We start from the raw sequence: 21,915 nt of genomic DNA on the forward strand, positions 1-21,915 counted from the left end.
ATGCACAGGTTCCTGGTTGCCGGGCTGGCGCTGCCCGTGGTGGCGGCCGTCCTCTACGTTGTGCGGCGGCCGCTGCTGATGGCGGCGCCGCGCTGCCTGGCCGGGCACTGGCACGGCTGCTACGACACCGAGAACGGCGTGCTGCTGATGATGCTGGCCGGGCTGCCACTGGCCGCGCTGGCGGCGTGGGCCCTGGCCCGCCTGCGCGGCGACGGCCGGCTGTCGCTGGCCGGGGTCGGCATGGTCTACGGCACCGTGCCGCTGGTGTGGCTGACCCTGATGCCGGGGCCGGCCGCCGGGCTGGTCGACGGCCGGGTCAGCCTGGTGCCGCTGCGCGACCTGGCCACGATGGGCCCGATCGGGATCGGCGGCAACCTGCTGATCTTCGCGGCGCTGGGGTTCTTCGCCCCGATCCGGTTCGCGGCGCTGGCGTCGGCGCCGCGGATCCTCGCGCTCGGCGCGGGCTGCTCGCTGCTGGTCGAGACCGCCCAGTACGCGCTGCGCCTGGACCGGGTCTCCTCGGTCGACGACGTGCTGGTCAACGCGGCCGGCGCGATGCTCGCCGGGCTGGCGTCACGGCGCTGGTGGCGTGGCAGCGCGCGGGTACCGTCGTACTGATGCGGGTGCTGATCGTGGAGGACGAGCCCCACCTGGCCGAGGCGGTGCGCGACGGCCTGCGGCTGGAGGCGATCGCCGCGGACATCGCCGGCGACGGCGGCACCGCGCTGGAGCTGCTCGCCGTCAACTCCTACGACCTCGCGGTGCTGGACCGCGACATCCCCGGCCCGTCCGGCGACGAGGTGGCCCGGCACATCGTGGCCGCGGGCCTCGGCATCCCGATCCTGATGCTCACCGCGGCCGGCCGGATCGACGACAAGGCCTCCGGGTTCTCCCTCGGCGCCGACGACTACCTGACCAAGCCGTTCGACATGCGCGAGCTGGTCCTGCGGCTGCGCGCGCTGGACCGCCGGCGCGGGCACGCCCGCCCGCCGGTCCGCGAGATCGCCGGCCTGCGGGTCGACCCGTTCCGCCGGGAGGTCTTCCGCGACGGCCGTTACGTCGCGCTGACCCGCAAGCAGTTCGCGGTGCTGGAGGTGCTGGTCGCCGCCGAGGGTGGCGTCGTCAGCGCCGAGGAGCTGCTGGAGCGCTCCTGGGACGAGAACGCGAACCCGCTCACCAACGCCGTGCGGATCACCGTCTCCGCGCTGCGCAAACGCCTCGGCGAGCCGTGGCTGATCGCCACCGTGCCGGGCGTCGGCTACCGGATCGACACGCATGACTAGACGCCCCGGCCTCAGCGTCCGCCTGCGGCTCACCCTCAGCTACGCCGCGGTCATCCTGGTCACCGGCGCCCTGCTGCTCGCCGCCGTGTGGCTGTTCCTGCTGCGCTACGTCCCGGACCAGGCGCTGATCGTGCGCGCCGACACCCCGCTGCACGGCGTCTTCCCGGTCCGCTCCACCCTGCTGCGCGTGTTCGCGCCCAGGGCCGCCGCGCTGCTCGGGTTCCTGCTGGTCCTCGGCCTGCTGGCCGGCTGGTTCCTGGCCGGCCGGATGCTCGCCCCGCTGACCCGGATCGCGGACGCGGCGCGGGCCGCCGGGCAGGGCTCGCTGTCCCACCGGATCCGGATGACCGGCCGTCAGGACGAGTTCCGGGAGCTGTCCGACACCGTCGACACGATGCTCGGGCGGCTCGAGTCGCACGTCGCCGAGCAGCAGCGGTTCGCCGCGAACGCCTCGCACGAGCTGCGCACGCCGCTGGCCATCTCGCGCGCGCTGCTCGACGTGGCCCGCCGGGACCCCCGGCACGACCACGCCGAGCTCCTGGACCGCCTGCACGCCGCCAACACCCGGGCGATCGACCTCACCGAGGCGCTGCTGCTGCTCAGCCGCGGCACGGTCAGCCGGGAGCCGGTCGACCTCTCGCTGATCGCCGAGGAGGCCGCCGAGACGCTGCTCCCCCTCGCCGAGCAGCGCGGGATCACCCTGGAGGTCACCGGCGGGGTGGCTCCGGCCAGCGGCTCGGCCGAGCTGCTGCTGCGGATGGTGACGAACCTCGTCCAGAACGCGATAGTCCACAACCTCCCCGCCGGTGGCGCGGTGACCGTCCACACCGGCGACGACGCCGGCACGAGCGTGCTGCGGGTGGAGAACACCGGCAGCACGCTCGCGCCCGACCTCGTGCCGACCCTCACCGAGCCGTTCCACCGCGGGACCGACCGGGTCCGCGGCGACGAGCACCCCGGTGTCGGCCTGGGCCTCGCCATCGTGCACAGCGTCGTCCGCGCCCACGGCGGGACCCTCGGGCTGTGCCCGCGCGCCGGCGGCGGCCTGCTGGTCACGGTCCGCCTCCCGGGTACGCCCTAGGAACGCCCACCCGGCTCGGAGTACCCGACCATGTCCGTCGCGGCGGCCACCGCGCGCAGGTGGTCGCGGTGCTTCTCGATGATCGGGACGGCGTCCTCGGCCAGGTCCCTGACGATCGGGGCGTCGCTCTCCGCGGCCGCCTTCTTGACCATCGCGAGGGACGCCCGGTGCGCGACGAGCTGGGTGGAGACGAAGTACTCGTCGAAGGTGTCGGCGCCGGCCGCCTCGTACCGCGCGGCCAGGGCCTGTTGCTCGGCGGTGGGCTTGCCGGGCAGGAAGACCCGCAGTTTACGGGCCACCCCGTAGAGCGCGGCGTCGAGCCGGATGTGGTCGCCCATGAGAACGCCGGCCAGCCCCTTCACCGCCTTGTCGGTGGTCTTGAGCCAGGCCAGGCGGCCCGCCGCGATCTCGGCGAGGTGGGCCTGGTGGGCCGCCATGAGGAACGCGGCGTCGCGCTCGGTGACGGCGGGAGCGGTGGTCGGGGCGGAGGCGGCCGGAGCGGGTGCGGCCGCGGCGAGCAGGGCCCCAGCCAGTCCGAGGCTGGTGGCGATGCGCCGAAAGAGCATGCTGTTCTCCTTACGTGAGAATTGCAGCGTATCGGCGGTAAATGAGGCAATTTACCAGTTTCGGCGGCTTGGCCTCTGCGGGCCGCCGGGCCGCCGGGCCGCCGCGCCGCCGGGCCGCCGCGCCGCCACGCCGCCGGGCCGCCACGCCGCCGGGCCGCCGCGCCGCCGCGCCGCCGGGCCGAAGACCACCGGGCCGATGACTTTCCGGCGCGGCTCGGGTCGTACCGGCATGGCGACGATTTTCCCCGTCGGCACCGGGGTGGGCCGCGCCGAGATCCCGGCGCTCTGCGCCGCGCTCGCCGCGCTGCTGCACGGCCGGGAGCCGGGCGTGGTGCTCTGCGAGATGGCCGGGCCGGGACGGCCCGGCATCGCGACGGTCGAGGCCCTCGCCCGGCTGCGGCTCACCGCCCAGCGGTACGGGTGGCAGCTGCGCGTCCGTGGCATGACCACCGAGCTGCACCGGCTGATCGGCCTGCTCGGGCTGACCGCCGTCCTGCCCGCCGACGGCGACATCCACCCCTGACACGACCGGCACCACAGCGGCATCCGCGGCAAGGACCTCGACGAGGAGGCCCTCGTCACTCAGCCCAGCCGGGGCGGCAGGTCGAAGAGCGGGAACAGGCGGCCGGTGTCGAGGAAGTTGGTGACCGAGGCGATCCGGCCGCCGGAGATCTCCAGGACGATCAGCGACCACGGCTCGTGCCCGTCGCCGGACGCCGCCGGCCGGTACTGCCCGAACGCGGGCAGCCCGTTCGCCACCGTCGGCACCAGCCGGGAGCCCCGGCATCCGCTGCCGGTGCCGGACATCCACGCGGTGATGTCGTCGTGGCCGCGCAGCCAGAGCGGCAGCGGCGGCATCGACAGCGTGGCGTCCTCGTGCAGCAGGGTGGTCAGCGCGGCCAGGTCGTACTCCTCGAACGCCTTCACGTACCGCGCGAGCAGGGCCCGCTGGCCGGTGTCGAGCGGCTGGTAGACGTCGGCGGACAGGTCGGCGGCGGCGATCGTGGCGCGGGCCCGCTGCAGCGCGCTGTTCACCCCGGCGACCGAGGTGCCGAGCAGATCGGCCACCTCCTGCGCGGACCAGGCCAGCACCTCGCGCAGCAGCAGGACCGCCCGCTGCTTGGCCGGCAGGTGCTGGAGCGCGGCCACGAACGCGAGCCGCACGGATTCCCGCTCGGCGATCAGGTGCGCGGGGTCCGTACCCTCGAAAAGCCTGCCGTCCGGAACCGGCCCCACCCAGATCTCCTCCGGCCGGGGCTCGCCGGGGTTCGTCGCGTGACCGGAACCGGCCGGGCCGAGATCCATCGGCCGCACCCGGCGCTGCGCCGAGCCGAGCATGGTGAGACAGACGTTCGTGGCGATCCGGTAGAGCCAGGAGCGCAGCGCGGAGCGTCCCTCGAACCTGTCGAAGCCCTTCCAGGCGCGGATCATCGTGTCCTGCACGGCGTCCTCGGCCTCGAACATCGATCCGAGCATCCGATAGCAGTACCCGGTGAGCTCCGGGCGGAACGGCTCGAGCTGCGTCGCGATGTCGGTCACAGGGGCGAACCTAGCCGAATCGAAAATCCTTTGGCCACCCGCGATGAGTTCGCGCCACCCGCCCGGTCTACCCGACATGGCTTACGCAGACGTGAACGGCATCAACCTCTACTACGAGATCCACGGCGCCGGACGACCGCTGGTGCTGCTGCACGGCGGCCTCGGCTCGGGCGAGATGTTCGGCGACAACCTGGACCGCCTCGCCGCGGACCACCAGGTCATCCTCCCCGACCTGCAGGGACACGGGCGCACCGCGGACGTGGACCGGCCGATCGACTACGTGACGATGGGCGACGACATCGCCGCGCTGATCGGGCACCTGGGCCTGGAGAAGCCGGACCTGGTGGGGTACTCGCTCGGCGGCGGGGTGGCCCTGCAGGTCGCGATCCGGCACCCCGAGCGGGTCGGCCGGGCCGTGGTGGTGTCGGCCGGGATCCGGCGCGACGCCACGTACCCGGAGATCCTGGAGCAGCAGGGCCAGGTCTCCGGCGCGGCCGCCGAGTTCATGAGGGACACCCCGATGTACGAGCTGTACCAGCGGGTCGCGCCGCACCCGGAGCACTTCCCCCGGCTGCTCGACAAGATCGGCGAGTTGATGGCGAAGGACTACGACCACACCGAGGAGGTCCGGGGCCTGCAGGTGCCCACGCTGATCATGGCGGCCGACGCGGACATGTGCCCGCCCAGCCACTTCGTCGAGGTCTTCGCCCTGCTCGACGGCGGCCGGCGGGACGGCGGCTGGATGGGTGAGGGCCGGCCGAAGGGCGGCCACGCCCTCGCCATCCTGCCCGGCCTCACCCACTACAACGTGGTCGACTCCCCCCTCTTCGCGACGACGGCGCTGGCCTTCCTGGATCAGCCCGGGCCTGATCAGACCGCGCAGTAGTCGCGCAGGTGCCGGGCCGTCAGGGTGTCCGCGGCGACCAGGTCGGCGGGGGTGCCGGTGAAGACCACCCGTCCCCCGTCGTGCCCGGCGCCCGGCCCCAGGTCGACGATCCAGTCCGCGCGGGCCATCACCGCGAGATGATGCTCGATCACCACCACCGTGTTCCCGGCGTCGACCAGCCGGTCCAGCAGGGCCAGCAGCTGGTCGACGTCGGCCAGGTGCAGCCCGCTGGTCGGCTCGTCCAGCAGGTACGTCGCGGTGCCGCCGCCCATGTGCACGGCCAGTTTGAGGCGCTGCCGCTCGCCGCCGGACAGGGTGTTCAGCGGCTGCCCGAGGGTGAGATAGCCGAGGCCGACCGCGGCCAGCCGGTCCAGGATCACCCGCGCGGGCCGCTCGGTGAAGAAGTCGAGGGCGTCGATGACCGGCATGGCCAGGACCTCGCTGATGTCGCGGCCGCGCAGCTTGTAGCCGAGCACCTCGGCGGTGAACCGCTTGCCCTCGCACTCCTCGCAGACGGTCGCGACGCCGGCCATCATCGCCAGGTCCATGTAGACCAGGCCGATGCCCTTGCAGTTCGGGCAGGCGCCCGCGGAGTTCGCGCTGAACAGCGCCGGTTTCACCCCGTTGGCCTTGGCGAACGCGGTACGGACCGGGTCGAGCAGGCCGGTGTACGTCCCCGGGTTGCTGCGCCGGGAGCCGCGGATCGCCGACTGGTCGACCACGATGACGCCCTCGCGCTGCGGCAGCGACCCGTAGATCAGTGAGCTCTTGCCCGAGCCGGCCACGCCGGTGACCACGGTCAGCACGCCGGTGGGGATGTCCACCGACACGTCGCGCAGGTTGTGCCGGGTGGCGTTGCGGATCGGGATCTCGCCGGTGTGCGGGCGGAACGTGTCCTTGAGCCCGACCCGGTGACCGAGGTGGCGCCCGGTGACGGTGTCCGAGGCCCGCAGCCCCGCCACGGTGCCCTCGTACTGGATCCGGCCGCCGGCCGGGCCCGCCCCGGGTCCGAGATCGATCACATGATCGGCGATCGCGATGGTCTCCGGCTTGTGCTCCACCACGAGGACCGTGTTGCCCTTGTCGCGCAGCCGCAGCAGCAGCCCGTTCATCCGCTCGATGTCGTGCGGGTGCAGGCCGACCGTGGGCTCGTCGAAGACGTACGTGATGTCGGTGAGCGGCGAGCCGAGGTGGCGCACCATCTTGACCCGCTGCGCCTCCCCGCCGGAGAGGGTGCCCGACTCGCGGTCCAGCGACAGGTACCCGAGTCCGATCTCGACGAGCGAGTCCAGGGTCTGCCGCAGGCTCGCCACGACCGGCGCGACGGACGGCGCGGTGATCCCGCCGATGAACTCGGCGAGGTCACTGACCTGCATCGCCGAGCACTCGGCGATGTTGCGCCCGTCGATCCGGGACGCGAGGACCTCCCGGCGCAGGCGGGCGCCGCCGCACTCCGGGCACGCGGCGAACGTGACGGCCCGGTCGATGAACGCCCGGACGTGCGGCTGCTGCGCCTCCCGGTCCTTGCTCAGGAAGGACCGCTGCACCTTCACGACCAGGCCCTCGTAGTTCGTGTTGATCCCGGCGATCTTCACCTTGGTGGCCTCGCGGTACAGGAAGTCCTGCAGCTCCTGCTCGGTGAAGTCGCGCACCGGCTTGTCCGGGTCCAGGAACCCGGACTCGGCGAAGTTCTTCACGTACCAGCCGCCGACGGTGTAGCCGGGCACCGTTATCGCACCCTCGTTGACCGACTTGGATCGGTCCACGAGCTGATCCACGTCGATCGTGGACACCTTGCCGATGCCCTCGCAGCCCGGGCACATGCCCTCGGCGTTGAACGAGTAGGCCAGGGCGCTGCCCGCGCCCGGCTCGCCGAGCCGGGAGAAGACGATCCGGAGCATCGTGTACGCGTCGGTCGCGGTCCCCAGAGTGGAGCGGGCGTTCGCCCCCATCCGCTCCTGGTCCACCACGATCGCGGCGCTCAGGTGGTGCAGCGCGTCGACGTCCGGCCGCGCCGGGCTGCCCATGAAGGACTGCAGGAACGCCGAATAGGTCTCGTTGATCAACCGCTGGGACTCGGCCGCGATCGTGCCGAACACCAGCGACGACTTGCCGGATCCGGAGACTCCGGTGAAGACGGTCAGCAACCGTTTGGGAATGTCGACGGAGACGTTGAGGAGGTTGTTCTCCCGGGCACCGCGAACCTGAATGGCGTCAGTCACCCGGCGACGCTATCGCCCGTTGCGGTCAGATGCTGTCCGTTATCCCGCCCGGCGCCGCGCCCGGCGGGCCGCCAGCTCGTCGCCCTCGGCCGGCTCCTCGGGCAGGCCCACCGGCGCCGGGGTGGCCGGCTCGGCCGGCAGGTGCGACAGCGAGCCCTGGATCTCCTTGAACGCGCCGCCGATCGCGATGCCGAACACGCCCTGGCCGCCCTGCAGCAGATCGACGACCTCCTCCGGCGACCGGCACTCGTAGACGGTCGTCCCGTCCGAGATCAGGGTGATCTCGGCCAGGTCGTCCACCCCGCGTGACCGCAGCGTCTCGATCGCCCGGCGGATGTTCTGCAGGGAGACACCGGCGTCCAGCAACCGCTTGACGACCTTGAGGACCACCAGGTCGCGGAAGGAGTAGAGCCGCTGGGTCCCGGAGCCGGACGCGTCGCGCACGCTCGGCACGACGAGTGTGGTCCGTGCCCAGTAGTCGAGCTGCCGGTAACTGATGCCCACGGCCTGACAGGCCGTCACCCCGCGGTAGCCGACCGAGCCGTCCTCGCCGACGAGTGGGCCTTCAAGAGGCTGCTCGTGCACGCGAATACCTCCCCCTGCCCATGAACGAATCTAGGCGGTGTGCCGGTTCACCTGGACTTCACGAGCGTATATCTCAGGCCCGGCGGAAACATGGAGGTAACCGCACGACACGCCGCGTCCGGGCGAGGGATTCCTTCGGCGAGCGTCGATAAGTCGGACGCTTCAGCCCGCGAAGTCCTCCGGCCGGACCTGGTCGAGGAACTCGCGGAATTTCTCCACCTCGTCCTCCTGCTCGTCCGGGATCACGATGCCGGCCTCGGTGAGCACCTGGTCGGCGCAGCGGATCGGCGCGCCGACCCGCAGCGCCAGCGCGATCGAGTCGCTCGGCCGCGCGGAGACCCGCAGCTCGTCGCCGATCAGCAGGTCGGCGTAGAAGACGTTGTCCTTCAGCTCGGTGATCTCGACGGCCTTCAGCGGCGCGTCGAGCGCGGTGAGGATGTCACGCAGCAGATCGTGCGTCAGCGGGCGAGCCGGTTTGACGCCCTGCTGCTCGTACGCGATCGCGGTCGCCTCCACCGCACCGATCCAGATCGGGAGGTACCGATCGCCGTCGACCTCCCGCAGCAGGACGATCGGCTGGTTGCTCGGCAGCTCCACCCGGACCCCGACCACGCTCAGCTCGCGCACCGCATGCCTCCGTGTCGTTGTTTTGTCGCCGCTGTCGGTCCAGCCGCCCCTAACCTGCACGGTACACGCACGCGACGCCGTTCCTCCCGGTGCGGGATACCCCTGTCCAGGGTAGGCCGAACGCGGTCAGCGGCCGAGTTCGCCGCGCAGGCCGGAGCGAACCAGAGCCGCGTGCAGCCGCTGCGAGAGCGCCTGCAGCTCACGGGCGGTCTCCGCGGCCCGGGCCCGGGCCGCGGGATCCTGCTGGCGGGCCAGCGGGGCCAGCAGTTGTGTGAACAGGCCCACTTCGCGGTCCGCGGAGTTGCGGAACGCACGCAGGTGACGGGCCTCCAGCCCGTACCGGCCGAGCCCGACCACGGCCTCCACGATGATCACCGCGTCGGCGTCGTACCACCCCGGCGGCCGGGCGATGACCAGGCCGATCTGCTCCAGCTCGGCCAGCACCGCCTCGTCCACGCCGGTGCGCTCGATCAGGTCGGCCTTGGGGATCCGGGTGTCCGCCGGATCCGCCTGCCGCTGGTTGCCCACGGCCACCAGGGTGGGCCGCTGCGGCACCGCCGGCTCCTGTTCGAGGCGGTCCAGCTGCTCGCGGATGACCCGCAGCGGGAGGTATTGATCCCGCTGCGCGGTCAGCACGAAACGCAGCCGGGCCACGTCGTTCCAGGAGTACTTGCGGTACCCGGAGGCGGTGCGTTGCGGGTCGACCAGACCCTCCGCCTCCAGGAACCGCAACTTCGAGATCGTGGTGTCGGGGAACTCGGTGCGCAAATGGGCCAGCACCTCCCCGATGCTCATCAGCGCACTCTCACGCCCGCCCGCGGAGCCGGAAGCTCCCGGGTCACGCGCGGCCGCCCCCGACGCGTTCACGCCCGGCCGCCCTCGCCCTCCGGTCGCGGGCCGGCGATGAACACCAGACGGAACTTGCCGATCTGGACCTCGTCGCCGTTGCTCAGCGTCGCGGCCTCGACGCGCTCACGGTTCACGTAGGTGCCGTTGAGCGAGCCGACGTCGCGGACGGTGAACGTGCCGCCGTCACGGTGGAACTCGGCGTGGCGGCGCGAAACCGTCACGTCGTCGAGGAAAATGTCACTGTCCGGGTGCCGTCCACTGGTCGTCACGTCGTGGTCGAGCAGGAACCGGGCACCCGCGTTCGGGCCACGGCGGACCACCAGCAGCGCCATACCGGGCGGCAGCGAACCGGACATCCGGCTCGGCACCACGTCGGTCTCGGGTCCCTCGAGCACCTCGTCAAGGGCGCCAAGGTTCAGCGTGGACGTGACGTCGAGTGGGGGGAACTCGTCGTCTGGGCGCGTCATCGGACCACCTCACGGATCAGTTGGTCGTCGCCTCCCGGCGAGGCTCGCAGCACTGCGGTCCCCGCCGAGGCCAATTGCTGGCCCGACGCACGACTATCGGTTTCAAAGGAATAACAGTTCTTCGTGTGCTTGGCGAGCCTAGTCAGCCTCAATATCGCTGAGCAACAAGACTCGCGGAGGCCGATATGCGCTTTATCAGCTCTCGGTCAGAGCGCGATACGCCGCGGCGTCGAGCAGAGAATCGAGCGCGTCCGGATCGTCCGGCGCGATCTCCACCAGCCAGCCCGCCGCGTACGGCTCGCCGTTGATGATTTCCGGCTCGTCGGCGAGGGTGGCGTTCCTGGCAACCACCGTGCCGGCTATCGGCGCGTAGATCTCCGAGACGCTCTTCGTCGACTCGATCTCACCGAGCGAGTCACCCGCCTGCACCACGGTGCCCTCGTCGGGCAGCTGCACGAAGACGATGTCACCCAGCGCGTCCTGCGCGAAATGGGTGATGCCCACCCGCACAGGGCCGCTGCCGTCACCGGCGACCCACTCGTGCTCCGCGGTGTACCGCAGATCCTCAGGAATCAACGCTTCCTCCGTTTATCACGAAACCGGACGCGCGTACTGCAAGGCTGTCGCCTTGCGTACCTCGGTCACCTCGACCATGGGACGCGAGTCCATGGTCACGCTACCGCCGTCGTTCTTCACCGACGCGACCACCCCGCCCGGGATTTGCAGCGCGGTGCTCATCGTTCCCGCCGGACCGATCACCAGAAGCCGGAACTTACCGGTCAGATGCACGCCATCAGCGAGAATTCCGCCACCTTGGGCGTCGACGAAATAGGTCGACGCCACAATGCGCACGGCCGCGCCGTTCTCCCCGTTCAGCTGCATGACCTCGCCACCCGAGCCGCGCAGCTCCTGAACGGCGTTGAGGATCCCGGACGCCTTCACCTTCTCCAGCGTGATCTCCAGACCGGGACCGCGGCCGGGCAGGGTGCCGGCCAGCAGGCCCAGCTCCACGCTGCGCTTGCTCGCCTCGGCGAGCGCCGCCTCCCGCCCCTCGACACCCGAGGAGAGCTGCTGACGGGTCGTCTCGAGGGCCTGGATCTCGGAGAGCAGGCGGCTGTCCTGCGCCTCCAGATCGCTCAGGATCCGGACCAGGTCCTCCTGCCGCGCGGTCGCCAGCCCGTCGTCCGCGTCGTTGCTGCGCAGCTGCACCACCAGCGTGAACCCGAGCAGCGCGAGGAGCACCCAGATCAGGGTTCCGGCGGGGGCCGGGCGGCGCAGGCGCCGCGGCGAAGCGTTAACAAGATCACTTTCCGGGGGTACGGGTTCGGCATCGTCCCGCTTTTCACCCGATGGAGGAATCTCGCCCGCCGGCGGAACAGCCTCCGGAAGATCCCTCTCGGGAAGATCAGGCCCCGGAAGATCAGGCCGCGGAAGATCAGGCCCCGGTGCGGCCACCGTCGCCGGCCGCTCGTCGCCGGTCTCGTCTCGGTCGGTCATCGCAGTCCCATCCCGTCCAGTCCCCATCCCGTCCTACGCCCGGAACAGGTGCCGGCGGATCGCCGCGACATTACCGAAGATGCGCACACCGAGCACGACCACGACACCCGTGGAGAGCTGACCGCCCACGCCGAGCTGGTCGCCGACATAGACGATCAGCGCCGACACCAGCACGTTCGATATGAACGACACGACGAACTGCTTGTCGTCGAATATGCCGTCCAGTTTGGCCCGCACCCCGCCGAACACCGCGTCCAGCGCCGCCACCACCGCGATCGGTAGATAGGGCACCAGCTCCGGCGGCACGGCCGGGTGGAACACGATGCCCAGCAGGACACCGGCGAGCAGAGCGAGTACGGCGATCATCGGCCGCCTTCCGACGCAGAGCCGGACGGCGCGGGGGATCCGGAGCCGTCCGGCGACGAAGAGGAGGAGCCCGACGGCGCGGGCGGTGGGGTGCTCGGGGTGGCGACCCGCAGCTTCAGCTCGGTCGCCGCCTCGAGCGTCACGTCTTTCACCTCGGTCGCCTCGAACGACATGCCGTACCGCCCGACGAGGGTCTCGAAGAAATGCCCGGCGTAACCCTTGCGGAAGTCGCCGGCCAGGTCACCGGGACCGATCGCCACCACCTCGTACGGCGAGGCGACCGGTTGCACGTTGACCAGGATCGCCTCGCCCGCCTGCCGGATCGTCGACGTGGCGGTGAGGCGCTGCCCGTTGATGGAGATCGCCTCGGCGCCCGCGCTCCACAGCGCGTTCGTGGCGAGTTGCAGGTCGGTGTCCTTCACCCGGCTCTCGGTGCGCCGTTCCCCGGTCACCGGGTCCACCGTCGTCGGGCCGTCCGCCAGGGTCACCTTCGCCCCGGAGCCGTGCACGGTCTCGAACCCGGTGGCCGCCTCCAGGTCGCGCAGGCGCGCCAGTGCGGCGCCGCTGAGTTCCCGCTCGCGCAGCGCGGCGACCTCCTCGGCCAGCGCGTCCGCCCGGCTCTGCAGCTCGGCGGTCTCGCCGCGCCGGTTCTCCACCTGGTCGACCAGCTCGTCACGGGCCTGGGTGCGGGCCGGCTCCTCGGCGACCGTCTGCTGGTAGGCGACCACCAGCAGGAAACCGATCACCAGCAGGACGACGGCTGTCGAGGCGGCCGCCGTCCGCCGGGCGGCGCCGGTGCGGCCCCGGCCCTCGGCCTTACGGGCGGCGGCGTCGGCGTAACCGGGGTCGAGCGGGTTCTGGAAGAGGGCGGTCAGGAAGTCCGGGCCGTACGTCCGCTTGCCCGAGCCGCCGTCCGGATCCGGAACCGTCACGGCTCGACCGTCCGCGGCGGCGCGGTCCGCGGCTCTGCCCGGTCGGCCCGCAGCAGCTGCGTCACCTGGATCAGGTAGAGCACCGCGGCCGCCCAGTACAGCGCCAGCGCCCACCAGGCCAGCCCCCAGCCGGTCGGGTACGCCCACGACTCCCACGCCGGAACGGCTTTCGCCAGCAGGATGATCGGGAACGCGGCGAGCAGCAGGAACGTGCCGGTCTTGCCGACGTAGTGGACGGGGAGCGGACCGTACCCATGCCGGCGCAGCACCATCAGCGCCACGCCCATCACCGCTTCGCGGAGCAGCAGCGCGCCGGTGAACCACCACGGGACCACGTCCCGCACGGTGAAGCCGATCAGCGTGGCCAGGATGTAGAGCCGGTCCGCGAACGGGTCGAGCAGCTCACCGAGGCGGCTCACCGAGTTCATCCGGCGGGCCAGGTAACCGTCGACCCAGTCGGTCGAGCCGCCGATCGCCAGCACGATCACCGCGGCGACGTCGTGCTTCGCGACGAGCAGCAGGTAGAGGAAGAGCGGGACGCCGGCGAGCCGGAGAAAGCTGATCACGTTGGGAAGGGTGAAGATGCGGTTGGAGGTCTCGATGGACGGCGCAGGTCGCTGCGACATCACGACTTCCTCTCCCCCTCGGCCCGGGCCCCCGCTCGGCGCCTGACTCGTGGCCGGGCCTCACGGCTCCGCCCACTCGCCGAGCAACTATAACCAGCCGCGTTCCCGTGCCCGACGCGCAGTCACAGGTGCCACACCCTCTAATGCATCCTAGGAGGCTAGACCAATGGCCGAGCCTGGGCGTCACCCGAGTGGTATACCAGTGTCTGCTTTCACATCCTCGCCCGGCGATCTCCGTTCGCCCAGGTCACGCCGGACAGCCACGCGAACACACCCGGTGATCGGCGGTTGGCAATCCGTCACCGCAGGTTCAAGCTGAAGGCGTGTTGTCGGTGAAACATGAGATCCACAGCGTGGATCAGGCGCAGCAGGTGCTCAACGAGTCGTTCTACGCGATGGACGTCGAGGTGCTCGCCCCCCGGCCGGACTGGACCGCCTCGTTCGCCGTCGGCGGCGACGACACGGTCATGATCGGCGACCTGCACCTCGGCGTGGACGTGCGGGTCGACGCCGGCGAGCTCGGGGCGTACCACGTGAACCTGCCGCTCTCCGGCCAGATGGTCTTCCGGCAGGGCCGCTCCGGCCCGTGGCTCGCCTCCACCACGCGCGCCGGGGTCTACCTGCCGACCGGGCACACCGTCGTGGACCGCTGGTCCGGCGACTGCCGGATCATCGCCGTGAAGATCAGCCGCGCCGAGCTGGAGAACCACCTGTCGCTGATCCTGGACGCGCCGGTCCGCGGCCCGATCGACCTGACACCCCAGCTCGACGTCAGCCGCGGCGCCGGCGCCGCCTGGGCCCGGCTGGCCCGGATGATCGCCGCCGACACCGCCGACGCCGGGCTCACCGGTCATCCGGTGATCGGCGCCCGGCTGCGCGAGACACTGGTCAGCGGCCTGCTGACGGCGAGCGGCCATCGGTACCGGGACGCCATGGAGCGCCACCGGCCGGCCCTGGCGGCGCCCGGGGCGATCCGGCGGGTGGCCGAGGCGATGCGCGCGCAGCCGGGCCGTCCGTTCACCGTGGCCGATCTCGCCGCCATCGCCGGCGTGGGCGTACGGTCACTGCAGCTGGGCTTCCAGAGGTACGCGGGGATGCCGCCGATGACGTATCTCCGGCAACTGCGGCTGGGCCTGGTCCACGAGGAGCTCCGCCGGGCCGCGCCCGGGACGACGGTGGCCCAGGTCGCCTACCGCTACGGCTTCACCCATCACAGCCGCTTCGCCGCCGCCTACCGCCGGCGCTACGGCGTCACCCCCTCGCACACCCTTCACTGTTGATCCGGTGGCCGTCAGCGGCGGCCGCGGCGGGCCCGGACGTAGTCGTCGATGACGTAACGGCCCAGCTCCTCGGCGTCCGGGCTGAAGACCCGGCCGCCGTTGCGCTCGGCCACCTTGCCGATGAAGCGCTGCAACCCCGGATCGTCACCCAGCATGAAGACGTTGAGCGTGGCGCCGTACCGGGTGAGCTGGTCCACCTCGCGCACCGTCGCCCGCACGGTCTCCGGCGTCGGCGGCCACCAGAAGACCGCCTCGCCGTCCTCCTCCAGGTGCGCGGTCGGCTCGCCGTCGGTCACCACCAGCACGACCGGCTCGGCGCCCGGATGCCGGCGCAGGTGCCGGCCGGCCAGCATCAGCGCGTGCTGCAGGTTGGTGCCTTTCTCGATGGTCGGCTCGATCGCCGCGAGCTCGCCCTGGCCGAGGGTCTGCGCGTGCAGGCCGAAGCCGATGATCTGCAGCGAGTCCTGCGGGTACTTCGTGGCGACCAGGTGGGACAGCGCCAGGGCGGTCTGTTTCATCGGGCCCCAGCGGCCGTCCGCGTACATCGAGTACGACAGGTCGACGCAGAGAGCCACCGCCGCGGACGCGCGCCGCTCGGTCTCGGCCACCTCGAAGTCATCCGGCTCCAGGCGTACCGGAAGGGTCTGAAGGTCTCGGGAAGCGGCCCGGCGGCGGACCGCGTTGCCGATCGTGCGCACCACGTCGAGCGGCTGGTCGTCGCCGAACTCCCAGCGTCGCGACGAGCCGATCAGATCACCGGCCGCGCCCGCGTCGCGCATGTCGTGCTCGCCCCGCTTGCCCCCGGCGATGTCCTGGAAGATCCGTGCCAGGGCGGTGTGGCCGAGCCGGCGCAGCGCTTTCGGCGAGAGGGTGAGGCCCTCGGTGTCGCGCTGCACCCAGCCCTGGCGGCGCAGTTCCCGTTCCAGCTCGCGCAGCCGGCGCACGTCGTCGGCGGCGCCCCGGCCGAGCTGGCGCTCCACGGCCTCGACGTCCACGTCGTCCAGGGTGGCGCCCGGATGCTCCTGGCCGAGCTGGTCGATCAGCTCGTCCAGGTCGGCGATCTCACCGAGCGCGGACGCGGCGTCGCCGTACCCCAGGTCGTTCGGACCGCGCATCCGCTCGCCGCGACCCCAGTTCATGCCGGGGCGCAGCGCCTTCAGGTTGTCGGTGAGCTCGGCCAGCTGCTCCGCGAGGGGGCCGTCGCCGAGCGCCTGGGCCATCAGGTTCTGCAGCTCCTCGCGCTGCTGCGGGCTGAGTGAGCGCATCAGCCGCTCGGCGGCGGCCGCCTGGCGGGCCAGCGAGTCGATCAGCTCGTCGACGGTGCGCGGGTTGTCCGGGAAGAACTGCCCGTGCTTGTCCATGAACTCGCGGAAGGCGTCGTCGGTGTCCTCCCCGCGAGCGTGCTTGCCGAGCAGGTCGTTGAGGTCCGACACCATCGCCGAGACGTCGGTCAGGTCGCCCTGCCGCAGCGCCTGCTTCATGCCGGCGAAGCGCTGCTCGACAACCTCCTGGCGCAAACCGTCCAGGATCTGCTGGTAGATCTGCCGGGCGTCCTCGGACGCCCAGCGGTATTCGGACAGCTCCCCGACGGCCTGCGAGACCGACCGGGGCAGGCTGTCGAGCTGCGCCTCGGCGAACCGCGCGTCATCGTCCTCGCGGGCTGCCAGCGCGTCCCGCTCGGCGGCCAGGGCCTGGTCCAGCATCTGCCGGGCCCTAGTGACCGCGCCGTCCAGGTTGCCCCGGCGCAGCGCGTCGCGCCGCAGCCGCTGCGCCCGGGCCCGCAGCTCGTCGAGCCCGCGGCCGTCCCGCGGGCCGCGCCGGATCAGGTCACGCAGCGCGTCGCGCAGGCTGTCGCCCTGCATGACCCGGTCGCCCATCTCGTCGACGGCGGCCCGCACGTCGTAGGGGGGTGCGAGCGGATCAGGACCGTTCTGCCACTCCCCATAGCGGAAGACCGGCATGATCAGCTCCCGTACAGGGTGCGGCCGTCGTCGGTCAGCTCCTTGGCCAGCCGCCGGGTCAGGTGCAGCCCCTCCAGCACGAACTCCACACCGGACGCCGCCTGGCCGGAGCTCGGCGCGTCACCGAACCCGAGCCGGTCGAGCACCTTGGACAGGCCCGGCACGGTGCCGATCTGCCCGAGCAGCTCCTCGGCGCTGACCAGGTCGCCGGTCTGCACGATCGCGCCGTCGGCGACCAGGTCGGTGAAGCCGGAGAGGTCCAGGCCGGCGAGCCGGGCCCGGAACGTCTCGGCCGTCGCAACCCGCAGCAGGTGCCCGAGGATCTCGGTCTCCCGGCCCTCCTCGCCGCTCTCGAACTCGACCTTGCCGCGCAGCGTGGACGTGACCGAGACCGCGTCGCAGATCCGGGCCACCGCCTCCCGCTCGCCGCGCAGGCCGGCCCGGCGCAGCGCGGACGCGGCGACGGTCTCGGCGGCGGCGATCGCGAACCGGGCGGAGACGCCGGACCGGGCGTCCACCGACGGCGACTCGCGGACGCCGCGCGTGTACCGCGCCAGGACGTCCACCAGGTGCTCGGGGACGGCCGCGACCAGGGCGGCCTCCTGACGGATCAGGGCGGTCTCCAGCTCCAGGTCGACCGGGTAGTGGGTGCGGATCTCGGCGCCGAAGCGGTCCTTCAGCGGGGTGATGATCCGGCCCCGGTTGGTGTAGTCCTCCGGGTTCGCGGAGGCGACCAGCAGCAGGTCGAGCGGCAGGCGCAGCTGGTAGCCGCGGACCTGGATGTCCCGCTCCTCCAGCACGTTGAGCAGCGACACCTGGATCCGCTCGGCCAGGTCGGGCAGCTCGTTCACCGCGAAGATGCCCCGGTTGGTCCGGGGCACCAGGCCGAAGTGGATGGTCTCCGGGTCACCGAGGGCGCGGCCCTCGGCCACCTTGATCGGGTCGACGTCGCCGACCAGGTCGCCGACGCTGGTGTCCGGGGTGGCGAGCTTCTCGCCGTACCGCTCGGAGCGGTGCAGCCAGGAGACCGGCAGGAGGTCGCCGGCCTCGGCGGCCAGCCGCCGGCTCCCCGGCGTCAGCGGATGGTACGGGTGCTCGTGCAGCTCCGAGCCGGTGATGAACGGCGTCCACTCGTCGAGCAGGCCGGTCAGCGACCGGATCAGACGGGTCTTGCCCTGGCCGCGCTCGCCGAGCAGCACCATGTCGTGGCCGGCGAGCAGGGCCCGCTCGACCTCGGGGAGCACCGTGTCGTCGTACCCCACGATGCCGGGGAAACGCGGCTGCCCGGTGCGCATGCGGTCCAGGAGATTGTCGCGCAACTCCTGTTTGACGGTGCGGAACTCGTGCCCGCTCGCACGCAGCTCGCCCAGAGTGCGCGGCAGGTCGGCGGGGGGAATGGGTGTGATCGCGGAAGGAGCCTCTGTCACCGCAAGAACGCTACTCCTGTCGCTGCGACAATCCACGAATGTGATGGGCGACGCATCCAGACCCGCGAGATTGGCTCTGGCTCACCCCGGTCGGCGCGGCGCAGGCTCAGCGGCATGACAGACATCGCACGGTACGTGGCGTTCAGCTCGGATCCGGCGGGAGGCAACCCGGCCGGCGTGGTCCTGGACGCCTCCGGGCTCGACGACCAGCAGATGCAGAAGATCGCGGCCGAGGTGGGGTACTCGGAGACCGCGTTCGTGACCGGCCCCGACGGCGACGGGATCCGGGTGCGCTACTTCAGCCCGCTCGCCGAGGTCCCGTTCTGCGGGCACGCGACGGTCGCCACGGCGGTCGCGCTCGGCGACGGCGACCACCTGTTCGTCACCAACGCGGGGCCGGTCCCGGTCACGGTCGCGGCCGGGGTGGCGACACTGACCAGCGTGGACCCGCGCGTGACGGACCTCCCCGCGGACCAGCTGGCGGAGCTGCTCGCGGCGCTGCGCTGGGACACCGGCGACCTCGACGAGCAGCTGCCGCCCCGGGTGGCGTACGCCGGGGCGTACCACCCGATCCTGGCCGTGACCAGCCGCCGGCGCCTCGCCGAGCTGGACTACGACGTGCCGGCGCTGAAAGCGCTGATGGAGGCGCACGGCTGGACCACCGTGCAGCTGGTGTCCCGCGCCTCGGCGGACACCTTCGACGTGCGCAACCCGTTCCCGATCGGCGGCGTCTACGAGGACCCGGCGACCGGCGCGGCGGCCGCGGCGCTCGGCGGGTACCTGCGTGAGCTGGGGATCGTGCCGCAGGAGGCGACCGTCGCCCTGCGCCAGGGCGACGACATGGGCCGGCCCAGCCGGATCACGGTCCGGCTCGTCGCCGGCTCCCCCGGCGTGCGGGTCAGCGGGAACGCCGCCCCGATCACGGAATAAGTTCCGCGGGCGGGAGGCTGCCCCTGTCATGACGGCAACCCTGTTCGACCCGCGCACGCTGCTCGCGGAGAGCCGGCTCGGTGTCCTCGCCACGATCAAGGCGGACGGCCGGCCGCAGCTCTCCCCGGTCACGCCCTACTACGACGCCGAGGCCGACGTCATCCTGGTCTCGATGACCGAGGGGCGGGCCAAGACCATCAACCTGCGCCGCGACCCGCGGGCCACCCTCGAGGTGACGAGCGCGGACGGCTGGTCGTGGGCGACCGCCGAGGGCGTCGCCACCCTCACCGGCCCGGGTGACGACCCGGCCGGGCCGGAGGTGGAGGCGCTCGTCGACTACTACCGGCGGGCCGCCGGCGAGCATCCGGACTGGGACGAGTACCGGTCGGTGATGGTGGCCGACCGGCGGGTGCTCATGACGATGACCGTGGACCACGTCTACGGAGCCAGCCTGCGGTAAGGGCCTGCGGTAAATCTAGGATGGCGCTTGATGAGCGCCACGATGATTGCCCGGGATCTCGCCGCGGGGCACGGCGACCGCACCCTCTTCGCCGGACTCGACCTCGTCGTCGCGCCGGGCGACGTGATCGGTCTGGTCGGCGTGAACGGGGCGGGCAAGACGACTCTCCTGCGTACCCTCGCCGGTCTGATCCCCACCGAGGGCGGAAGCGTCGCGCTCAGCCCGCCCACCGCCAACGTCGGATATCTGCCGCAGGAACGGGAGCGGCGAACCGGCGAGACCGTCCGTGACTTCCTGGCGCGCCGCACCGGGGTGGCCGCCGCGCAGGAGGCCATGGACGCCGCCGCGCAGGCGCTCGCGGACGGGGCGCCGGACGCCGACGACAGGTACGCGGCCGCCCTGGAACGCTGGCTCGACCTGGGCGGCGCCGACCTGGAGGAACGGGCCGAGGCGCTGACCATGGACCTCGACGCGCTGATGACCTCGCTCTCCGGCGGGCAGGCGGCCCGCGCCGGGCTGGCGTCGCTGCTGCTCAGCCGCTACGACATCTACCTGCTCGACGAGCCGACGAACGACCTGGACCTGGACGGGCTGGAGCGGATCGAGGCGTTCGTCTCGGGTCTGCGGGCCGGCGCCGTCGTGGTCAGCCACGACCGTGAGTTCCTGACCCGGACCGTCACCAAGGTCCTCGAACTGGACCTCGCCCAGCAACAGGTGCACCTGTACGGCGGTGGCTACGCCTCCTACCTCGCCGAACGGGAACTGGCCCGGGCCCACGCGCGCGCCGCCTTCGAGTCGTACGCCGACAAGAAGGACGACCTGCTCGAACGGGCCCGGATGCAGCGCGCCTGGATGGACAAGGGCGTCCGCAACGCCCGCCGCAAGGCGCCCGACAACGACAAGATCGCGAAGAGCCAGCGCGGGGAGACCAGCGAGAAGCAGGCCGCCAAGGCCCGGCAGACCGAGAAGATGATCGAGCGGCTGGAGGTCGTCGAGGAGCCCCGCAAGGAGTGGGAGCTGCGCATGGAGATCGCCGCGGCGCCCCGGTCCGGCGCGGTGGTGGCGACCCTGCGCGATGCGGTGGTCACGCGCGGCTCGTTCACGCTCGGCCCGGTGACCCTGCAGATCGACTGGGCCGACCGGGTGGCGATCACCGGCGGCAACGGCGCGGGCAAGTCGACGCTGCTCGACGCGCTGCTCGGCCGGATCCCGCTCGGCTCCGGGACGCAGCACCTCGGCCCCGGTGTGGTGGTCGGCGAGGTCGACCAGGCGCGCGGGCTGTTCCTCGGCGAGGAGCCGCTGATGCGGGCGTTCGGCGCGGCCGTCCCGGCCTGGGCGGACGCCGACGTGCGCACGCTGCTCGCCAAGTTCGGTCTGCGGTCCGACCAAGTGATGCGGCCGGCGGGGACGCTGTCGCCGGGCGAGCGGACCCGGGCGGCGCTGGCGCTGTTGCAGGCGCGCGGGGTGAATCTGCTGGTCCTGGATGAGCCGACGAACCATCTGGACCTGCCGGCCATCGAGCAGCTGGAGGCGGCGCTGGGCGGGTACACGGGGACGCTGCTGCTGGTGACACACGACCGCCGGATGCTGGAGGCGGTGGCGACGAACCGTCACCTGGAGGTGGCGGACGGCAAGGTGACCGCCTGAAGAGCACGGCTCGGAGCGCCGGCCGGTCCGGCCGGCGCTCCGAGCCGCTCACCACCGGGAGATCAGCAGTTGAACTTGAAGCGCTCGTCCGGGCCGATCTTCGTGGCGGTGGAGCGGACCACGTCGGCACGGCGGCCGCCGCCACCCACAGCGGTCAGGTAGTTGCCGCTCGGGGTGCGGATCGCGGCCCAGCCGTCGGCGATCGGCACGACCGTGAGCTTCTCGTTGGCGCCGACGGTGGTGGCGTTCGAGCGGATCACGTCGGCGGTGCGGCCACCGCCGCCGACGACGCTGATGTAGTTCTTCTTCGGGGTGCGGACCGCGAACGTGGTGGTGGTCAGCGCGATGAGCTGGAACCGTTCGGTGGGGCCGACCGTGGTGGCGTCGGTGCGCACCACGTCGGCCGCCCGGCCGCCGCCGTCAACCGCCGTCACGTAGTGGCCGCTGCGGGTCTGGATGCTGCAGTCCATCGTGGTCGGCGGCGCGGCCGCGGCGGGCGTGGCGAGGCAGGCCACCGAGACGGCGGCGACAGCGCCGGCGCACAGAAGACGAGACATGGGTGATCCCCCAAGTGCGTAGTTGCCTGATTTACCCCCACAGAATAGGACATTTGGGACGAAAACTACGCAGCGGCGTGGCGCGGCGGTCACCGCCCACGCCGCTCGGGCCGGGTGAGCCGGTCCC

The 21,915-nt window shown here is 71.9% G+C and carries 25 protein-coding genes; 9 read left to right on the forward strand and 16 right to left on the reverse strand.

What is annotated here, in order from left to right; translation table 11 throughout:
- From AMIS_RS25425 to AMIS_RS25435, 3 genes are read left to right on the forward strand one after another with little or no spacing between them, the layout of a single operon-like run.
- Window positions 1-618, forward strand: a complete 618-nt coding sequence (locus tag AMIS_RS25425) for a VanZ family protein (RefSeq protein ID WP_014445281.1) — start codon at window positions 1-3, stop codon at window positions 616-618.
- Entirely contained in the window at window positions 618-1,283 is a 666-nt protein-coding gene (locus AMIS_RS25430) for a response regulator transcription factor (protein WP_014445282.1), read from the forward strand. Before AMIS_RS25425 ends, AMIS_RS25430 begins: the two co-directional genes overlap by 1 nt.
- Complete coding sequence (locus tag AMIS_RS25435; protein WP_014445283.1) at window positions 1,276-2,364, forward strand: sensor histidine kinase; 1,089 nt, start codon at window positions 1,276-1,278, stop codon at window positions 2,362-2,364. Before AMIS_RS25430 ends, AMIS_RS25435 begins: the two co-directional genes overlap by 8 nt.
- Here the strand turns inward: AMIS_RS25435 and AMIS_RS25440 are convergent.
- A complete protein-coding gene (locus AMIS_RS25440; RefSeq protein ID WP_014445284.1) occupies window positions 2,361-2,930 on the reverse strand; it encodes a DUF4142 domain-containing protein in 570 nt (189 codons plus the stop codon). The genes AMIS_RS25435 and AMIS_RS25440 overlap by 4 nt on opposite strands.
- Before the next feature lie 51 nt (window positions 2,931-2,981).
- Window positions 2,982-3,161, reverse strand: coding sequence for a hypothetical protein (locus AMIS_RS42955; RefSeq protein ID WP_157435054.1), 180 nt, complete (start codon window positions 3,159-3,161; stop codon window positions 2,982-2,984).
- On the opposite strand from AMIS_RS42955, the gene AMIS_RS25445 reads away from it, so the two are divergent.
- A complete protein-coding gene (locus AMIS_RS25445; RefSeq protein ID WP_014445285.1) occupies window positions 3,160-3,453 on the forward strand; it encodes an STAS domain-containing protein in 294 nt (97 codons plus the stop codon). The genes AMIS_RS42955 and AMIS_RS25445 overlap by 2 nt on opposite strands.
- 59 nt (window positions 3,454-3,512) lie before the next feature.
- On the opposite strand, the gene AMIS_RS25450 is transcribed toward AMIS_RS25445, so the two are convergent.
- A complete protein-coding gene (locus tag AMIS_RS25450) occupies window positions 3,513-4,469 on the reverse strand; it encodes a sigma-70 family RNA polymerase sigma factor (protein WP_014445286.1) in 957 nt (318 codons plus the stop codon).
- Window positions 4,470-4,545: 76 nt separating this feature from the next.
- Here AMIS_RS25450 and AMIS_RS25455 point away from each other — a divergent pair, with 76 nt between their 5' ends.
- Window positions 4,546-5,355, forward strand: a complete 810-nt coding sequence (locus tag AMIS_RS25455) for an alpha/beta fold hydrolase (RefSeq protein WP_014445287.1) — start codon at window positions 4,546-4,548, stop codon at window positions 5,353-5,355.
- On the opposite strand, the gene AMIS_RS25460 is transcribed toward AMIS_RS25455, so the two are convergent.
- From AMIS_RS25460 to AMIS_RS25505, 10 genes are all read right to left on the reverse strand, one after another.
- Window positions 5,340-7,577, reverse strand: coding sequence for an ATP-binding cassette domain-containing protein (locus AMIS_RS25460; RefSeq protein ID WP_014445288.1), 2,238 nt, complete (start codon window positions 7,575-7,577; stop codon window positions 5,340-5,342). The two genes, AMIS_RS25455 and AMIS_RS25460, sit on opposite strands and share 16 nt — an antisense overlap.
- 39 nt (window positions 7,578-7,616) lie before the next feature.
- Window positions 7,617-8,162: a MerR family transcriptional regulator gene (locus AMIS_RS25465; protein WP_014445289.1), complete on the reverse strand. Its 546-nt coding sequence runs from the start codon at window positions 8,160-8,162 to the stop codon at window positions 7,617-7,619.
- A 162-nt stretch (window positions 8,163-8,324) separates the two neighbouring features.
- The gene (locus AMIS_RS25470; RefSeq protein WP_014445290.1) at window positions 8,325-8,789 is read right to left on the reverse strand and encodes a bifunctional nuclease family protein; all 465 of its coding nucleotides are present in this window, start codon (window positions 8,787-8,789) and stop codon (window positions 8,325-8,327) included.
- A 126-nt stretch (window positions 8,790-8,915) separates the two neighbouring features.
- The gene (gene ftsR / locus AMIS_RS25475; RefSeq protein WP_014445291.1) at window positions 8,916-9,584 is read right to left on the reverse strand and encodes a transcriptional regulator FtsR; all 669 of its coding nucleotides are present in this window, start codon (window positions 9,582-9,584) and stop codon (window positions 8,916-8,918) included.
- Between the two features lie 68 nt (window positions 9,585-9,652).
- Window positions 9,653-10,105 (reverse strand): oxoglutarate dehydrogenase inhibitor Odhl, encoded by a 453-nt coding sequence (gene odhI, locus AMIS_RS25480; RefSeq protein WP_014445292.1) that lies wholly within the window; start codon window positions 10,103-10,105, stop codon window positions 9,653-9,655.
- A gap of 195 nt (window positions 10,106-10,300) precedes the next feature.
- Complete coding sequence (gcvH, locus tag AMIS_RS25485; RefSeq protein ID WP_014445293.1) at window positions 10,301-10,681, reverse strand: glycine cleavage system protein GcvH; 381 nt, start codon at window positions 10,679-10,681, stop codon at window positions 10,301-10,303.
- A 15-nt stretch (window positions 10,682-10,696) separates the two neighbouring features.
- A complete protein-coding gene (locus AMIS_RS25490; RefSeq protein ID WP_014445294.1) occupies window positions 10,697-11,347 on the reverse strand; it encodes a DUF881 domain-containing protein in 651 nt (216 codons plus the stop codon).
- A gap of 288 nt (window positions 11,348-11,635) precedes the next feature.
- On the reverse strand, window positions 11,636-11,968 hold the full coding sequence (locus AMIS_RS25495) for a small basic family protein (protein ID WP_014445295.1): 333 nt from the start codon (window positions 11,966-11,968) through the stop codon (window positions 11,636-11,638).
- Window positions 11,965-12,900: a DUF881 domain-containing protein gene (locus AMIS_RS25500; protein WP_014445296.1), complete on the reverse strand. Its 936-nt coding sequence runs from the start codon at window positions 12,898-12,900 to the stop codon at window positions 11,965-11,967. The genes AMIS_RS25495 and AMIS_RS25500 overlap by 4 nt, the downstream gene beginning before the upstream one ends.
- The gene (locus AMIS_RS25505; RefSeq protein WP_041830057.1) at window positions 12,897-13,526 is read right to left on the reverse strand and encodes a CDP-alcohol phosphatidyltransferase family protein; all 630 of its coding nucleotides are present in this window, start codon (window positions 13,524-13,526) and stop codon (window positions 12,897-12,899) included. Before AMIS_RS25505 ends, AMIS_RS25500 begins: the two co-directional genes overlap by 4 nt.
- 332 nt (window positions 13,527-13,858) lie before the next feature.
- Here AMIS_RS25505 and AMIS_RS25510 point away from each other — a divergent pair, with 332 nt between their 5' ends.
- Entirely contained in the window at window positions 13,859-14,806 is a 948-nt protein-coding gene (locus tag AMIS_RS25510) for an AraC family transcriptional regulator (RefSeq protein WP_231859082.1), read from the forward strand.
- 11 nt (window positions 14,807-14,817) lie between these two features.
- On the opposite strand, the gene AMIS_RS25515 is transcribed toward AMIS_RS25510, so the two are convergent.
- Both AMIS_RS25515 and AMIS_RS25520 read right to left on the reverse strand, forming a co-directional pair.
- The gene (locus AMIS_RS25515) at window positions 14,818-16,767 is read right to left on the reverse strand and encodes a vWA domain-containing protein (protein WP_014445299.1); all 1,950 of its coding nucleotides are present in this window, start codon (window positions 16,765-16,767) and stop codon (window positions 14,818-14,820) included.
- Between the two features lie 2 nt (window positions 16,768-16,769).
- Window positions 16,770-18,194 (reverse strand): sigma 54-interacting transcriptional regulator, encoded by a 1,425-nt coding sequence (locus AMIS_RS25520; RefSeq protein ID WP_014445300.1) that lies wholly within the window; start codon window positions 18,192-18,194, stop codon window positions 16,770-16,772.
- A 114-nt stretch (window positions 18,195-18,308) separates the two neighbouring features.
- Between AMIS_RS25520 and AMIS_RS25525 the strand changes: the two genes are divergently transcribed.
- The 3 genes from AMIS_RS25525 to AMIS_RS25535 are packed head-to-tail and all read left to right on the forward strand — an operon-like array spanning window position 18,309 to window position 21,231.
- Window positions 18,309-19,124, forward strand: a complete 816-nt coding sequence (locus tag AMIS_RS25525) for a PhzF family phenazine biosynthesis protein (RefSeq protein WP_014445301.1) — start codon at window positions 18,309-18,311, stop codon at window positions 19,122-19,124.
- Between the two features lie 28 nt (window positions 19,125-19,152).
- Complete coding sequence (locus AMIS_RS25530; protein ID WP_014445302.1) at window positions 19,153-19,584, forward strand: PPOX class F420-dependent oxidoreductase; 432 nt, start codon at window positions 19,153-19,155, stop codon at window positions 19,582-19,584.
- Between the two features lie 30 nt (window positions 19,585-19,614).
- A complete protein-coding gene (locus AMIS_RS25535; RefSeq protein ID WP_014445303.1) occupies window positions 19,615-21,231 on the forward strand; it encodes an ABC-F family ATP-binding cassette domain-containing protein in 1,617 nt (538 codons plus the stop codon).
- A gap of 62 nt (window positions 21,232-21,293) precedes the next feature.
- Here AMIS_RS25535 and AMIS_RS25540 read toward each other — a convergent pair whose 3' ends face one another.
- Window positions 21,294-21,788 carry a fascin domain-containing protein gene (locus AMIS_RS25540; RefSeq protein ID WP_014445304.1) on the reverse strand — a complete coding sequence of 165 codons (495 nt, stop codon included), beginning with the start codon at window positions 21,786-21,788 and terminating at the stop codon, window positions 21,294-21,296.
- Window positions 21,789-21,915 lie beyond the last annotated feature (127 nt).

The sequence above is a fragment of the Actinoplanes missouriensis 431 genome, from assembly GCF_000284295.1.
In the GTDB taxonomy this organism is placed as follows: domain Bacteria; phylum Actinomycetota; class Actinomycetes; order Mycobacteriales; family Micromonosporaceae; genus Actinoplanes; species Actinoplanes missouriensis.

Coding starts and splice junctions, on each gene's coding strand:
- AMIS_RS25425 (WP_014445281.1), top strand. CDS start 1: ATGCACAGGTTCCTGGTTGCCGGGCTGGCGCTGCCCGTGGTGGCGGCC.
- AMIS_RS25430 (WP_014445282.1), top strand. CDS start 618: ATGCGGGTGCTGATCGTGGAGGACGAGCCCCACCTGGCCGAGGCGGTG.
- AMIS_RS25435 (WP_014445283.1), top strand. CDS start 1,276: ATGACTAGACGCCCCGGCCTCAGCGTCCGCCTGCGGCTCACCCTCAGC.
- AMIS_RS25440 (WP_014445284.1), bottom strand. CDS start 2,930: ATGCTCTTTCGGCGCATCGCCACCAGCCTCGGACTGGCTGGGGCCCTG.
- AMIS_RS25445 (WP_014445285.1), top strand. CDS start 3,160: ATGGCGACGATTTTCCCCGTCGGCACCGGGGTGGGCCGCGCCGAGATC.
- AMIS_RS42955 (WP_157435054.1), bottom strand. CDS start 3,161: ATGCCGGTACGACCCGAGCCGCGCCGGAAAGTCATCGGCCCGGTGGTC.
- AMIS_RS25455 (WP_014445287.1), top strand. CDS start 4,546: ATGGCTTACGCAGACGTGAACGGCATCAACCTCTACTACGAGATCCAC.
- ftsR (WP_014445291.1), bottom strand. CDS start 9,584: ATGAGCATCGGGGAGGTGCTGGCCCATTTGCGCACCGAGTTCCCCGAC.
- odhI (WP_014445292.1), bottom strand. CDS start 10,105: ATGACGCGCCCAGACGACGAGTTCCCCCCACTCGACGTCACGTCCACG.
- AMIS_RS25495 (WP_014445295.1), bottom strand. CDS start 11,968: ATGATCGCCGTACTCGCTCTGCTCGCCGGTGTCCTGCTGGGCATCGTG.
- AMIS_RS25505 (WP_041830057.1), bottom strand. CDS start 13,526: ATGTCGCAGCGACCTGCGCCGTCCATCGAGACCTCCAACCGCATCTTC.
- AMIS_RS25515 (WP_014445299.1), bottom strand. CDS start 16,767: ATGCCGGTCTTCCGCTATGGGGAGTGGCAGAACGGTCCTGATCCGCTC.
- AMIS_RS25525 (WP_014445301.1), top strand. CDS start 18,309: ATGACAGACATCGCACGGTACGTGGCGTTCAGCTCGGATCCGGCGGGA.
- AMIS_RS25530 (WP_014445302.1), top strand. CDS start 19,153: ATGACGGCAACCCTGTTCGACCCGCGCACGCTGCTCGCGGAGAGCCGG.
- AMIS_RS25535 (WP_014445303.1), top strand. CDS start 19,615: ATGAGCGCCACGATGATTGCCCGGGATCTCGCCGCGGGGCACGGCGAC.
- AMIS_RS25540 (WP_014445304.1), bottom strand. CDS start 21,788: ATGTCTCGTCTTCTGTGCGCCGGCGCTGTCGCCGCCGTCTCGGTGGCC.